Origin of the sequence: Lunatimonas salinarum, from assembly GCF_017811155.1 — a bacterium.
Classification (GTDB): Bacteria; Bacteroidota; Bacteroidia; order Cytophagales; family Cyclobacteriaceae; genus Lunatimonas; species Lunatimonas salinarum.
On sequence record NZ_JACVCV010000022.1, the window covers coordinates 1 to 13,752 of the forward strand.

General features: G+C 45.7%; 13 protein-coding genes. 9 read left to right on the top strand and 4 right to left on the bottom strand.

Going from position 1 to position 13,752, the window contains the following annotated elements; all coding sequences use genetic code 11:
- On the top strand, positions 1 to 256 hold a 256-nt coding region (locus IAQ59_RS19400), incomplete at its 5' end, for a hypothetical protein (protein ID WP_209332516.1).
- A gap of 23 nt (positions 257 to 279) precedes the next feature.
- Here IAQ59_RS19400 and IAQ59_RS19405 read toward each other — a convergent pair.
- Positions 280 to 672, bottom strand: coding sequence for a hypothetical protein (locus IAQ59_RS19405; protein ID WP_209332517.1), 393 nt, complete (start codon positions 670 to 672; stop codon positions 280 to 282).
- A gap of 46 nt (positions 673 to 718) precedes the next feature.
- Between IAQ59_RS19405 and IAQ59_RS22800 the strand changes: the two genes are divergently transcribed.
- The 4 genes from IAQ59_RS22800 to IAQ59_RS19425 all read left to right on the top strand — a co-directional run bounded on the left by IAQ59_RS22800 (position 719) and on the right by IAQ59_RS19425 (position 3,977).
- Entirely contained in the window at positions 719 to 877 is a 159-nt protein-coding gene (locus IAQ59_RS22800) for a DUF4160 domain-containing protein (RefSeq protein WP_425342623.1), read from the top strand.
- Positions 874 to 1,395, top strand: a complete 522-nt coding sequence (locus IAQ59_RS19415; protein ID WP_209332519.1) for a helix-turn-helix domain-containing protein — start codon at positions 874 to 876, stop codon at positions 1,393 to 1,395. Before IAQ59_RS22800 ends, IAQ59_RS19415 begins: the two co-directional genes overlap by 4 nt.
- A gap of 973 nt (positions 1,396 to 2,368) precedes the next feature.
- A complete protein-coding gene (locus tag IAQ59_RS19420; RefSeq protein WP_209332520.1) occupies positions 2,369 to 3,235 on the top strand; it encodes a phosphoenolpyruvate hydrolase family protein in 867 nt (288 codons plus the stop codon).
- A complete protein-coding gene (locus IAQ59_RS19425; protein WP_209332521.1) occupies positions 3,225 to 3,977 on the top strand; it encodes an AAC(3) family N-acetyltransferase in 753 nt (250 codons plus the stop codon). The genes IAQ59_RS19420 and IAQ59_RS19425 overlap by 11 nt, the downstream gene beginning before the upstream one ends.
- Positions 3,978 to 4,067: 90 nt before the next feature.
- On the opposite strand, the gene IAQ59_RS19430 is transcribed toward IAQ59_RS19425, so the two are convergent.
- Positions 4,068 to 4,853, bottom strand: a complete 786-nt coding sequence (locus IAQ59_RS19430) for an NIPSNAP family protein (RefSeq protein WP_209332522.1) — start codon at positions 4,851 to 4,853, stop codon at positions 4,068 to 4,070.
- A gap of 518 nt (positions 4,854 to 5,371) precedes the next feature.
- Here IAQ59_RS19430 and IAQ59_RS19435 point away from each other — a divergent pair.
- From IAQ59_RS19435 to IAQ59_RS22540, 3 genes are all read left to right on the top strand, one after another.
- Positions 5,372 to 6,316: a UDP-glucuronic acid decarboxylase family protein gene (locus tag IAQ59_RS19435; RefSeq protein WP_209332523.1), complete on the top strand. Its 945-nt coding sequence runs from the start codon at positions 5,372 to 5,374 to the stop codon at positions 6,314 to 6,316.
- Between the two features lie 359 nt (positions 6,317 to 6,675).
- Positions 6,676 to 7,074: a response regulator transcription factor gene (locus IAQ59_RS19440; protein WP_209332524.1), complete on the top strand. Its 399-nt coding sequence runs from the start codon at positions 6,676 to 6,678 to the stop codon at positions 7,072 to 7,074.
- A 6-nt stretch (positions 7,075 to 7,080) separates the two neighbouring features.
- A complete protein-coding gene (locus tag IAQ59_RS22540; RefSeq protein ID WP_209332525.1) occupies positions 7,081 to 8,274 on the top strand; it encodes a sugar transferase in 1,194 nt (397 codons plus the stop codon).
- Here IAQ59_RS22540 and IAQ59_RS19450 read toward each other — a convergent pair.
- A complete protein-coding gene (locus tag IAQ59_RS19450; protein WP_245189717.1) occupies positions 8,271 to 9,506 on the bottom strand; it encodes a glycosyltransferase in 1,236 nt (411 codons plus the stop codon). The two genes, IAQ59_RS22540 and IAQ59_RS19450, sit on opposite strands and share 4 nt — an antisense overlap.
- Positions 9,507 to 9,592: 86 nt before the next feature.
- On the opposite strand from IAQ59_RS19450, the gene IAQ59_RS19455 reads away from it, so the two are divergent.
- On the top strand, positions 9,593 to 10,837 hold the full coding sequence (locus tag IAQ59_RS19455; RefSeq protein ID WP_245189718.1) for a glycosyltransferase: 1,245 nt from the start codon (positions 9,593 to 9,595) through the stop codon (positions 10,835 to 10,837).
- 14 nt (positions 10,838 to 10,851) lie between these two features.
- Here the strand turns inward: IAQ59_RS19455 and IAQ59_RS19460 are convergent, their stop codons facing one another.
- Positions 10,852 to 13,512: a phosphoenolpyruvate carboxylase gene (locus IAQ59_RS19460; protein ID WP_245189719.1), complete on the bottom strand. Its 2,661-nt coding sequence runs from the start codon at positions 13,510 to 13,512 to the stop codon at positions 10,852 to 10,854.
- Between the last annotated feature and the right edge of the window lie 240 nt (positions 13,513 to 13,752).

Here is a 13,752-nt window from a genome sequence, read left to right on the forward strand (position 1 = left end):
AAAAGTGGTCAACATCACCGGAACAGGTGGTCAAGATGGATCGGAATATACAATCAGAGGGGTCAACATGCTCCGGAATCCTGACCCAGGGGGGTCAACATGCTCCGGAATTTTGCCGAAAATCTATCCAAAGGGGGTCAACATCCGCCGGAATGTCAGTCGGATCCAGCCAACCAGGCCACATTCACAACTCAAAAACATTCCGGTTCAGAGGGGTCAGCATGCTCCGGAATATCCAACAGGCTCAGTGACCTAGTTGACAGAAGCGTAGCGGGTTATTTAGCGGAGGTATCTATGGGGATAAAAAAACCGGGGTGATTTCTTTCCGGTGAAAAATGTTGCTGCTGGGCATTGGTGCTGCGGCGTTTTTGCTGGTTGTTTCTTTTCTATATGCTTTTTGAGCAGTTTTGTTGGCTGATTTTCCGTTTGTTTTTTTGGTTTTAGCTGTTTTCGGCCGTGCAGGCACGCACTGTTCCGTACCGGCCGAAACCGGTTGTTAATGGGAGTCATCGGCTTGGTTTTTTGGTTGATGGCCGGAGGCGGTGCGTTGGCTTCGAAGTAAAGGACCGTCTGCATGACGCCTTTTTTACAGCAGGGACAGCAGGTGTGGTCGTTGCTTTCCTGAAAATGGAGCGGATCGCCGTGTTTGTCCACACGTACGTTGGATATCATTAAGATTGACATTTATTCGCGAGGCCATCCACCACCTCACTTTCATGTGAAGTTCGCTGAATATGAAGAGCTGATAGTAATTGAAACGTTGGAGACTTACGCAGGAAAAATGCCAAAAGTGCAAAGAAAAAAAGTGACAGACTGGGTGGCAGATAACAAACCATTCCTTTTGGAGATATTCAACAAATTAAATCCAAGGCCATGAGACAGAAAATTAAAATACCCAGAATAGTAAGAATCGAAAAGATTTCAGGACACAAAATCCAATGCATGTTCAACAACGGAGAGAGCCGAGTGCTTGACTTTGCAAAGATTTTTAAACAGTGGAATGTTACCGAGAATGATTTTGAATACCCCTTACTTGATGAAAAAGAGTTTAAAAGGGTAAGACTTAGAAACTATACTCTATCATGGCCGAACATAGAGATTAAAGTACAAGGAGAAAATGGAGAAGATTTAACATTGCCTTACGAAATTGGAGCAGATGTGCTTTACGAACTCAGTGATGAAATTAAAGAGCCTTCAAACTACAGATACGGTAGACTGATAAGAAGTGCACGATTAAAAGCCGGATTGACACAAGAGCAGTTAGCCATGAGAAGCGGGACAACAAGGTTTTACATTTCGAGAATAGAAAATGATAAAACAGACCTTGAAATGTCGACCTTCCGGAAGATAGTGGAAGCCGGACTTGGGAAAAAACTTAAATTGACGATAGAATAAATCACGATTGCCAACATGGTATAGCCAGCCATAGCGGGGCTGGGTGGTAGTTTTGCGTTCTCTGCTTATGCGTTGGCTTTTGCAGCGGTGGACAGGGGAGCGGCCCGCAAATCCGCTGCTGTGGCTATACCAGGAACGTGTGATTTGAATGGGGGTTGAATGCATTGAAATGGGAGAGGGCTATTGGGCAACCAATAGATAGGCCCTCCGATGCCCTGACGCAGTCAGGGGGCAGCCATCAAAGACGCTTCTGGATATAACGATTCGATTTGTGCCACCCGTTTCGGTTTAACTGCGCCGCCTATTTCGGTTCAAACAGTGCCAGTTTTGAGGCGGGTTTCGGTTCGATTTTTGCCACTTTGGGAGATCAAGTTTAACATGCCGTATCTTTTGGCTAAAAAGAAAAGGCCAACCTACTTGACCCCATGGACATCAAACAGATTTTACCCTACACAGGGACGGACTTAGCAGGAGGAGAACAGCCTCTCCGCTGGGTATTTCCCGCAACACCGTAACCAGTAATTTCCTGGCTGCGTGCCTCGGACTACGAGGTTGAGAATCTCCTCAGCCTTCATGTCGGCAAATTAAGAGAGATCTTCCTTTCGCACACCACCATCAAGGATAAGAGGTTAGATGCGGTACTTTGAGCAGGGCAAAGCGGCAAGGAAGCATCCCGGCCTCGCCTTTCTGCACCAATATGAGGAATACAGACTTTTGGTCGATGAGCCATTGTGACTGGAAAATAACAATGCACCAAAATCGGCAAATGGGAATACGCCAAAAATGGCAACAGGAGTGCACCACTTTGTAAATATAAGCGGGTTATTGGTGGTTATCAAGTTAATGCTGTTTTCGCTTAAATCAAATCCATTCGATAGATTTGTGCGTCCCAGGCAAGCGGATAGGCAAACCCTTGAATCAACGGATGATTTAGGGTAAATTGCCACATCTTTTATTTAACCCAACTAGAAATATGCCAAATCCATGGACAGGAAAGGGGAATCCTTACACGCGTCAGGAAGTGCGTGACCGACTAAGAAACACATTGAATAAGCAACAAGCCATTATAGCGGCGGGTGCCGGTACGGGTATCAGCGCAAAGTTTATTGAAAAGGGTGGGGCCGATCTCATCATTATCTATAATTCCGGCCGCTTTAGGATGTCGGGACATGGATCCACGGCGGGTTTAATGGCCTATGGAGATGCCAATGCGGTGGCCATGGAGATCGGTGAATTTGAGGTATTGCCGGTAGTAGAGGAGATTCCTGTGATCTGTGGCGTGCATGGGTCCGATCCCCGCAGGAGAATCTGGCACCACCTGCTTAAAGTAAAGGAGATGGGGTTCTCCGGAATCAACAATTTCCCCACCCATTCCATCGTAGACGGGCATTTCCGGCAGGTGTTGGAAGAGACCGGAATGGGGTTTGACAAGGAGGTGGAAATGGTCCGCATTGCTGACAAGATGGAGTTGTTTTCCATCGTCTATGTGGCCAAACCAGAGGAGGCCCGCCAAATGGCCGAGGCTGGGGCGGATGCCATCATTTCCCATGTGGGTACCACTGTGGGAGGTTCTATTGGAGTTACCGGCGCGACCTGTAGTATGGAGGAAGCTATAGGCCGGACCCAGGAAATTATCGATTCCTGTAAAGATATCAATCCGGAACTATTTTTTCTTTGCCATGGAGGGCCGATCAATACTCCGGATGATGTGCGGGAAGTACTTTCCAAAACCACCGCCCACGGTTTTGTTGGCGCTTCGTCTCTGGAACGCATGGGGGTAGAGCAGTCCCTTACTGACCTTACCAAGGCTTTTAAATCCATCGGCTGGCATGGAGCTTGACCGGTTGGAAGAGGATTTGCGGCGTTTGGGCGTGCAGGAAGGCAGTAGCCTGCTGGTACATGCATCGCTCCGTTCGTTGGGGGAGTTTCCAGAGCGTGCTGAAAGGGTCGTGGCAGCCTTAAAAACTATCCTTGGCCCCAAAGGTACCTTACTGATGCCTGCATTATCGTATAAGTTTGTCACTCAGGATCAACCAATTTTCGACCTAATGGCGACCCCGTCCTGCGTCGGTGGACTTTCTGAGTATTTCCGAACCTCCCGAGATACCCTCCGAAGCATGCATCCTACCCACAGCGTATGCGCTTGGGGGGCGGATGCCAAGTGGTTTGTGGAGGGACACGAACAGGATCAAACACCTGTAGGGCCTCATTCTCCCTTTTCCAAATTGCGGCAAGCAGGCGGATTTCTCCTGTTTTTGGGCTGTGGGTTGCGGCCAAACACCAGCATGCACGGGGTAGAAGAGTGGGTTACTCCACCGTATTTGTTTGGACACGAGCGAGCGTATTCACTGATATTTCCAGATGGAAGGATACAGCAAAAACGGTATCTTCCGCACAATTTTAAAGGCTATGAGCAGCGTTACGAGCGCTTGGCTCACCTTCTCGAAGGGGATGAGATGCGTGCCGGCAGGGTATTGCTTTCAGACAGTTTTTTACTGAATGCGAATGCGGTATGGAAACGAGGCCTAGAAGCCATAAAGCGGAATAGCTTTTATTTTGTTGAAAAAATCACCATTCATTAGCCAGTGGGTTTGGGTTGGCCTGCCTATCCTTTGAAAAGTGACGAAAAGGGAACTGCCGGTAGTGGGGCAACTCCCTTTTCGAAGTGCTGCTTACAGATCCGAGTAGTCGGTAGGGTATAGCAAACGGGTATCGTTCTTGGATACCGTATTACGGTATTCTTCCAGATCTTTCATGGCTTCCCAATCAGGGTCTACACGAAAGGCATCCCATCCGGCATTGCGTTTTTCCATATTTTCAAATGTGGTCATGTACATCAGGTTGGGCATGTTGGCGCCCGCAAGGGTTTCTGCGTAAAAGACAGGGTTAAACTTCAACTTGTCAAATATATCGATTTCGCCGGAGTTGAACATTTTTACCTTTTGTTGATATAGCCTCTCGGTTGCCGCCTCATAGCTTCTCAACTCATAGATTCGATCTTTTTTCGGACCGGATACACCGGAGGCTTTGTAGCGGGGGGCGCCGGTGAATGCCTGCATTAGCGCTACTTCCATGCGTTTATAGGGAGCATTGTCGTGTGTGGCCTGTATGTATTCCCTCCCCGCAGTTTGGTACGTTTGATCCTTCACCAGTTTGCCTGGCAGAGAGAAGTAACTCTTGGCGTTGGGATAGGGGATAAACACATAGATTTTTTTGCCGGCGTCAGGCTGTGAAGCAATGGGCTTGAACACACCGACTTCCTTGATGCCGTGGCGGTGTGCAGCTGGCAGGAAGGCGTTTTTAAGGTAATTGTCAATTGTTTTTTCCTGAGCATCACTTTCGATGTGGTAGATTCTAAGTTCATAGAGGTCTCTCTTGCCGTCTTGGGCGAGTGCCGAAGAAGTTAACGTAACCGCAACAACTAGGCAGAAACAGGTAACTAGGTAAGGAATATTCATGTGGTAATTTGTTTTGGATTAGACTAGGTTTATTTATTTACGTAAAAGTAGTGGATTAAATGCGAATACTTTTCTTGTTTACACCAATGGGCGAAAATTAGGGCTAATTTGTGTTGTCCCATTGTTGATTCCGGTTTTCTACCTGTTGAAAACTTCTCCCACTAGGGCAAACTACGGGCAGTGCCGGCTGCGGGTTTCCTAAAAACAGTGCAGTTTCGTTTTTTGCGAGTTTTTAAGTCTTATGTCCTACACCTCACACCGATTACAAGCCATCCCCAGAATTGGAAAGCGGTTCGCTTTAGGACAAGATAAGGCTAACCATGTGGAGCATTGCCATGGATAATGCCAGGTTATTTTTTTTCCAAGGTTCAGCATGAAATGGAGTCGGCAAAATTTAAGCGGTGAAAATTAGGGTATTTTTTTAATTTATACATATTTTTATGTTTTAGAATACCGAAATTTCAAAAGTTGATTTTAATTGTGTAGTTTGTTTATAATCATTTTATAGGTTCAAAGTTATGAAGAGAATTTTAGTGACCGGCGGCGCTGGTTTTTTGGGAAGTCACCTATGTGATGTGCTGCTGAAAGAAGGAAATGAGGTGTTGTGTGTAGACAATCTTTTTACAGGACGGCGAAAGAACATTCACCATTTGCTCGAAAACAAGAATTTCGAGTTTTTGAGGCACGACGTGACGATGCCGCTTTATGTGGAGGTCGATGAAATCTATAACTTGGCCTGCCCGGCGAGCCCGATTCATTATCAATTTGATCCGGTACAGACCACCAAGACGAGCGTGATTGGTGCCATCAATATGCTAGGGCTTGCCAAACGGCTTAAAATTAAAATTTTACAGGCCTCCACCAGCGAGGTGTATGGCGATCCTGAGATTCATCCGCAGCCCGAATCCTACAAGGGTAGTGTAAGCGTCACCGGGCCGCGGGCGTGTTACGATGAAGGCAAGCGCTGTGCAGAAACGTTGTTTTTTGACTACAATCGGCAACATAAGCTAAAAATTAAAGTGATGCGTATCTTTAACACGTATGGGCCCCGTATGAATCCGTATGACGGTAGGGTGGTGAGTAACTTCATTGTACAGGCGTTGAAGGGAGAGGATATTACCATTTTCGGTGAAGGGAATCAAACGAGAAGTTTTTGCTATGTGGATGATTTGATCTCAGGGATGTATAAGCTTATGAATAGCAGGGATGGGTTCACGGGTCCCGTTAATATCGGTAATCCGGTAGAATTTACCATGCTGGAATTAGCTGAGAATGTGTTGGAGCTCACCGGTTCGAAAAGCAAATTGAAATTCTTGCCGCTGCCCCAAGATGATCCAATGCAGCGTAAACCTGTGATTGATTTGGCCAAAAAAGAGTTGGATTGGGAGCCTAAAATCCAGTTACGGCAAGGATTGGAAAAGACCATCGCCTATTTTGACAAGGAATTGGCTGATATGGAATAGGTGTAGCCTTTATGGTGGATAAAGCCAAGCCAGTAAATTGGCTTGGTTTTTTTATTTTGTTCAGATACTGGAAAATGCTATTTGAATATAGTTATTTGGTATTTGTAATGAAATGCTATTCTTTGTAATATCTTAACTAGTTTTTTTTGGTATATTAATGTAGATAATGCGTTAAAATCATGTAGTTTTTGCTTTTGAATAGTATATTAGGGACGAATTAAGCATTGCGAGTGCATATCATCCTACTGGTCACTTAATATCACGAGAGCCGTATGAATCTAGGTAAGGAAGTTTGCTTGCGGTAGAACCCCATTTTATTGCGGGGTAAGTTTTAACGATTGAAAATTAATTAATGCGATATGAAAGATCACCTAAACATACTTGCCATTGACGACGAACCGTCGGTATTGCTGATAATACAACACTACTTCAAGGAAAAATTCCAGGTTAAGGTTTTCAATAAGCCTGCTGATGCCATTACTTGGATGCAGGAAGGGAATATCCCCGATATTATCATTTGTGATCTAAACATGCCGGAAATCAGTGGGGAGGAATTTGTTGTATTTTTGAGATCATCGGGATTTTTCTCGTCAATTCCCGTGATTATGCTTTCTGCCACCGAGTCCTCTGAAAAGAAGATTGCGATTCTGAATGCCGGTGCCGATGATTTCATGGTAAAGCCATTTAATCCCAAAGAATTGGAAGCACGAATAAATTCGATATTGAGGAGACTGGGGAAATTGGAGTATCTACAATAGTTGTGTATGGATAATAATAGGCCAGTTGCGGCATTGATATCCGCTGATCCGGTTATTTCAGCGGAAATTACAGGATATTTGGAAGAGGTCTATCAGGTAGACCATTTTACTAATGGTATATTTTTTTACAATTCCCTTACGAAGGATAAGGCTGAATATGCTTTTGTATTGAGTGTTTCTCCGTTGAGAGATGTGCATGGATTGGCCTTGAGAAAAACAATGGTCGATTTGGGTTTTAGTAATATCCCATTTTTTCTTGTGGTGGATGAAATCGATCAGGAAAAAATCAAAGATGCGCTCAAGGGAGGTATTACAGACTTGTTTCAAATGCCGCTGTCTAAAGGTCGACTGCGGCGGCGATTGGATTTTCAGTGCAACCATCCCGTTTTGAATAACAGCAAGCGTGAAATACTGCACGATCCAAGGTTAAAGCCCTACAAAATTCCGTTTATCAAACGGCTGGTAGATATAATGGCTTCCGGTATAGCGCTTTTGGTACTTTCCCCACTATTCCTGATTATTGGTATTTTAATCAAATTGGAGTCAAAAGGTCCGGTGTTTTATTATTCCTACCGCGTAGGTACGGGTTACACTATATTTAAATTTTACAAACTCCGGTCAATGCAGACGGATGCCGACGCAAAGCTGAAAAATTTAAAGCACCTGAATCAATACTCAACTGGACAGCCCAGTGCGGATGCGGCGGATGTAGAAGTGAAGGAAATCTGTGAATTTTGTGAGCAGGCAGGAAGTGGCTGTATGCAGCCGCTTTACGATGATAAGAAGATGGTTTGTGAGCGACTTTATACAGCCCAAAAGAATTCCAATAAGGAGGCCGCATTTATCAAGATAAAGGATGATCCAAGGGTCACCAAAATAGGTAAGTTTATCCGGAACACAAGTATTGACGAGCTCCCTCAGCTTTGGAATGTGCTTAAAGGTGATATGTCGCTTGTGGGAAATCGACCACTTCCGCTCTATGAAGCAGAAAAAATCACCACTGATCGATATGCGCTGCGATTTTTGGGTCCCGCAGGAATTACTGGCTTGTGGCAGGTCGAAAAAAGGGGCAGGGGAGAGATGTCAGAAGATGAGCGGTTGAGCTTGGACAACGACTACGTGAAAAACTTTAGTGTCTGGTTTGATATTAAGATTATCTTACGCACCATACCGGCATTGTTTCAAAGTGAGAGTGTTTAGCCGGATTGTTTGGAAGACAGAGAATTTTCCACCATTTGCCAGATCTCCTTCGTGCGATTATCCCAGGTGTTTTCGGAAGCTACAGCATGTCGCGCAGCTCTTTTTTCAGCATTGTCGTATTTTAGCTCCTCGGAAATGGCAGAGGCGAACTTTTCCGGGGATTCCTCTAATCGTATTACCCCGCCAAAGGCCTTAATATCCTCAGAAAATGGGGTGGCTACCACGGGTTTGCCAGATGCCAGGTATTCGTTTATCTTTAACGGATAAATGCTTTTGGTAACCTCATTGATCAGAAAGGGAAGTATTAACACATCGAAATGCGCCAAGTAATCGGGCAGGCGTTCGATGGGTTTAGGCCCCAGAAAATACAGATTTGGTATTGCATCCAGGTCTATATCGGTGCTAGACCAATGGTTTCGCGGGCCAATCATCACAAAAGATTTATCCGCGTGCACTTCGCAAATTTTAGCCAGTAAGGGGTAATTTGATCGATGACAGATGTTTCCGGTATACCCTATCAAGGGCCCGGGAATTTCCGCTAAATCGGCGGGCATAGGGATTTTTTCTAAGAACGCCCGCTTAAATGTATCGAATTCGGCGGCATTAGGCAAGTAATGGACCGTACGCCCGGATAGATGGGTAAGGTCTGCCTGTAACTGCCGGGAAGTAACGATGCTCAAATCAGCCTCTTTTATGGCTTGAATCTCTGCCGTTGCTCCGTGTTTCCTAAGGTAGGGTTCCAGTGCGCGAATATTGTCCCGTGATTGGTAAATGAAAAAGGCCGGATCAAAGCCTTTGGGAAGCTTGGATAGGTAGAGTGGATTGAAGGAATTGAAAAAGAGGAATTCATTCATTCCGAGGGATTTAAGTCCTCTTTTTATATCAGATGCTAAGATGCGGTCATTGATTCCGGCCAAAAAACGGTAGATCTGACCTTTTGGAAGCCAATTTACGGGGATCATCAGCCTAGGAGTCAGTGCGTAAAGAAACTTTCCAAAGGAATTCAGTGGATTGACTGAATTTTTGCCCCACCAAAGTGCAGGTTTTCGTCTAATAACTGTGGCCTTTTTTCGCTCCCGAAAATAGTCGAGGAGGGTGTAGGGGTAATCGACATAGATAACCGGCTGATTTTTGGCAAATGTTTTCGCCAAAGACCAAGCGGCAGAAGAAAAATCGCCATCCCAACGGGACATACTGATCATCACAATAGGAAGCTGCCTGAGATTTGTCATGTAAGGTAAAAATAGTAAATGCGATTGTCGAATTGCCTTCAATAATATGGTAAATTTACTAAATAATTCATCAAAATTTTAGCGTCTTGAGTATACTAATCGCCTTTTCCCTGCTTTGTGGATTTTATCTTATATTCCCATTTGTCATTTCATTGGTTTCCATATTCGTTTCGGATGATGTGGATCCGGATAATGATGTGACCCCGGAGAGTAATTTTGCCTGTGTCATCACGGCGTACAAGGACTTGGGTATCGCGTGGCCATTGGTGCGTTCGCTGATTGCACAGCGATATCCTCATTTTCACGTATACTTGGTGGCAGATGCGGTGGATAATCCAATCGAACAGCTTTCCGATCCCCGGTTTAGTTTGTTAGTTCCCCCAATACCATTGAACAGTAAGGTGGCCTCGTTGGACTACGCGCTAACGCATTTGTCACCGGACCACAGCCACGTGGTGGTCTTTGATCCAGATAACTTGGTACCCGACCATTTTCTATCGGTTCTTGATCGCTATCACCAAGCTGGTTTTGACTTGGTTCAGGGAAAGCGAATAGCCAAAAACGTTGACACCACCTATGCTGCTTTGGATGCATTAGGGGAATATTATTACGATTATGCAGTGAGAAAGGCCCTTTACCAGGTAGGTTCTTCTTCGACTATTGCGGGTTCTGGCATGTCGATTCGGCTGGACCTGTACAAGGAAAATATCGCCGGAGAAATGGAAGAGTTTAAAGAGAAAGGTGTGGTGGTCTCAGAAGACAAATCGCTTCAGTTACAGATGGTGACCAAGGGTTTCCGGATAGCTTATGCAGGCGCTGCAATTATCTTTGACGAGAAAATATCTGCCGCACATCAGATCGGAAAGCAGCGAGGCCGGTGGTTAAACAGTTATTTTCGCCACAGCTTGCAGGCTATGCAGTCGTTCGGTAAAGCAGTCCTTCGAGGCGATTGGAACGCAATGTTGTTTTCGGTAGCCGTTTTGATGCCCCCCATGGTGGTTTTGATTGGGATGACACTATTTTTAATGGTGCTTGGCTTGTTTCTCAATCCTGTCCTATCACTGTCTCTGTTGGCCGCGTTGGCTACCTTTGTGATAGGCTTCTTGGCTATTCTTGTTTTGAATAGAGCCCCTCGCCCCGTCAGGCGCGCTATCCCTCAGATCCCACTTTTCGTGTTGGGCCAGATCTCCGGATTTCTAAAAATAAAACGAGCCAATAAAGACTTCATGGCTACCGAGCATTCGTATGCTGTCGAAATAGATGAAGTGTGGGAAGCCCGCAAGAAGGAATTCAGGTATTTGTCCAAATGGTGGAGCAACAAAGATTTGTAAGGAAGAAGATGGTCTTATCCGGTATTTTTGAGGCCACTGGAGAGTGCGGTGGTGATCTCTAATATCCTTGTGATCAGTGCTTCGTCGCTGACATTTGTATCCCGTTTTTTGTTTCGCCATTCCTTCAGGTAACGAATCTGCATCCTGTGCAAAACACGAAGTGGCAAGGCTCTCCGCTGCATGCTGTGCAGTTGGCTCTGCCTTCTTATTTGACGGGGTTTGGAAAATAATCGGTCCAATTCCGACAGACACCGTTCGTGTTCACCCAAGATTAGGGACATCATTTCCCTGCGTACCGATTCGTCTTGTACCAATTCAGCGTATTCGGTCATCAACTGGGTGTCTGCTGTCATGATATTGGTTTCCAGCTGAATGAGGATGTACCGAAGGAACGGCCAAGAATCAGCGCATGATTTCACCTCAGCATACAGCTCCGGGTCAGCTGATCGAAGTGATTCCAACGCCTTGCCTAATCCATACCAGCCGGTTAGGTTGAATCTGGACTGACTCCAACTAAAAACCCAAGGGATAGCCCTTAAGTCCGCGAGCGTACGGGTTCCGGTCCTGCGGGAGGGTCTTGATCCGATTTTACTTTGCTCCAATACGTCGATAGGCGTAGCTTCACTGTAAAATGTTAAAAAGTTCGGATGTTTAATTAACGCAGTATAATGTTCATGCGAATAAGCGGCAAGCTTCCTGATGGCGGTTTCCGGGTAGGATTCTTGTGTTGGCGAAAAGACACTAAGTCCAGTCTGTAGCGCAACGCCGGAAAGGAGCATTTCCAGGTTGTATGTTCCGTTTAACAAATTTGCAAATTGCTGGGCGATCGTCTCCCCCTGTACGGTCAGCTTCATGGCTCCATCCATGCTTCCGGGAGGCATGCTTTCCAAAAACCGGTGGTATTTGCCTCCGCCACGGCTTATTGTGCCTCCGATCCCATGAAAGAAACATAATTTGACCCCATGTTTCCTTCCGAGTTTCGACAGCTTCTTTTCAGTAGTGAATATTTGCCATCTGCTGCTCACGATTCCCCCATCTTTGTTGCTGTCACTGTATCCAAGCATAATCTCCTGCACGTTGGATAAGCTTTCCAATTTTTCTCGATGTAGCGGGTGCTGAAGGAAGGCCTCCATGACCTCCTCTGACTGATTTAAATCATCGATGGTTTCGAATAGGGGAACGATTCGGAAGGCATGTTCGCTCAGGCCTACCTCCCGTAAGAACAGGTAAATGGTCAATAAATCGCTCAACGTTCTGGTCATACTGATAATAAAGGAACCGATTCCCCTGGTTCCATACCTGGAGACATGATCGAAAATTACCCGATAGCAGTCCAAGACTTTGTCTGCTTCAGGACCGAATGACCTGCCCGAAACGGCAAATGGCCGGTCATTTCGTAGCTCTTCGTTAATCCAAGCTACTCGCTCGGCCTCGTTCCATTCTCGGTAGGGTTTTCGGCTAGGCAAAACCTTAGCGAGAATTTGTTCGATTGCCTTCTCGTGAAACTCGCTATTCTGCCGAATATCCAATTTGGCCAAGTGAAAGCCAAAGGAAAGTACCTGCCGTTCCAGTGGGAAAAGGAGATCTTTAGCCATTCGGTGTGCGTGAATGCTTTCAAGGCTTTTTCGCAAAACAGCCAAATCTTCCAATAATTCCTCCGGATCACGGTAATACAATTGATCCGGTTCCTCCTTTTCATATTGGGTGTTTCTAAGTGCCAACACCATTAGGTTGACAAACTGCCTCCAGGGTTCATACGGATTCCGAGTAACGGCCTGTTCGCCCATCACGCCACTTTTCTTGAGTTTGGAAGCAATGGCGTTTTCCAGTACCCAAGGCACCGGGTTTCGTATTTCTGAATAGCTTAGACTTCCTCCCAGTTGTAGAAGTCCCCTTTCGAGAAGCTTCAGTGCTTCTTGCCGGTGGGCTATAAGTGTTTCTGCGGTAAGGTCAGAGGTGACATAAGGATGTCCATCCCTGTCTCCACCTACCCAGCTACCAAATTGCAGGGTGGGAAAGTTCCTACCGTCCAACAATGGTCTCGGGTCAAAACCCATCTCTTCCCAACTTTGAAGAAGTTGCTTATCGGTTTTTTGTAGGGCTTTGGGAAAGACTTTGGTAAAATAATGGATGACATTTTTTCGCTCTTTGGCTACGGTCGGTTTTTCGAGCGAAACTTCGCCCGTTCGCCACCAACGCTCGATCAGGGCTTGGATATCTTCCTTGATTTGTTTTTTCTCAGGTTCGGTCCAGTTTTTGTTTTCCATCTTCACCAGCAGGAGGTAGAGTTCGCGGTGCAGATCCAGTACCGATACCCTTTTCGCCTCGGTGGGGTGCGCCGTCAACACGGGGGTAACTTGAACTTTGCTCAAAATAGCAAGCATCTGATCCTCCGTGAGACCTTGATTGTTCCACCTTTTTAGCGTTTCGCCCCAAGAACCGCGAATGGAAGCGGTCCCCCCTTCTATGATGCGTTTTCTTCGAAATTGTACCGCTGCATTTTCCTCTACCAAGTTCATTAATTGCAAGTAAATGCTGATTAGTTGCACGTACTTTTCCTGAAAGTCTCCATTAGTCGGAATTTCCCGAAACTCACCTGATTCCAGAAAGTCCGCTAGGTCGCTTTCCTGCAAGTCTCTCAATACCTGCGTAAAGCAGGCACGTAAAAAATCCATGTCTTGGTTAATTTTTTCAAAAAGGCTTGTTAATGTAGTGGGATGGTTCATCATATTTTTTTTAAAGGCTCTTAGACATCGATGACCGCCAAAGGAAACCAGCCGAAAGGTAAATGATCCGCATGGGAATCACCATTCCAAATGTAGCCTGCGTACCGGCGGGCAGACATATGCCGCCTACAGGTTGGCATCCATACATTTTCTGTTTTACGTGGATGGATTCCTATAAAAGCCATTAAT

Bases quoted from the DNA above. Each gene is read 5' to 3' on its own strand.
- IAQ59_RS19405 (WP_209332517.1), bottom strand. From the start codon at position 672: ATGATATCCAACGTACGTGTGGACAAACACGGCGATCCGCTCCATTTT.
- IAQ59_RS19415 (WP_209332519.1), top strand. From the start codon at position 874: ATGAGACAGAAAATTAAAATACCCAGAATAGTAAGAATCGAAAAGATT.
- IAQ59_RS19420 (WP_209332520.1), top strand. From the start codon at position 2,369: ATGCCAAATCCATGGACAGGAAAGGGGAATCCTTACACGCGTCAGGAA.
- IAQ59_RS19425 (WP_209332521.1), top strand. From the start codon at position 3,225: ATGGAGCTTGACCGGTTGGAAGAGGATTTGCGGCGTTTGGGCGTGCAG.
- IAQ59_RS19430 (WP_209332522.1), bottom strand. From the start codon at position 4,853: ATGAATATTCCTTACCTAGTTACCTGTTTCTGCCTAGTTGTTGCGGTT.
- IAQ59_RS19435 (WP_209332523.1), top strand. From the start codon at position 5,372: ATGAAGAGAATTTTAGTGACCGGCGGCGCTGGTTTTTTGGGAAGTCAC.
- IAQ59_RS19440 (WP_209332524.1), top strand. From the start codon at position 6,676: ATGAAAGATCACCTAAACATACTTGCCATTGACGACGAACCGTCGGTA.
- IAQ59_RS22540 (WP_209332525.1), top strand. From the start codon at position 7,081: ATGGATAATAATAGGCCAGTTGCGGCATTGATATCCGCTGATCCGGTT.
- IAQ59_RS19450 (WP_245189717.1), bottom strand. From the start codon at position 9,506: ATGACAAATCTCAGGCAGCTTCCTATTGTGATGATCAGTATGTCCCGT.
- IAQ59_RS19460 (WP_245189719.1), bottom strand. From the start codon at position 13,512: ATGGATTTTTTACGTGCCTGCTTTACGCAGGTATTGAGAGACTTGCAG.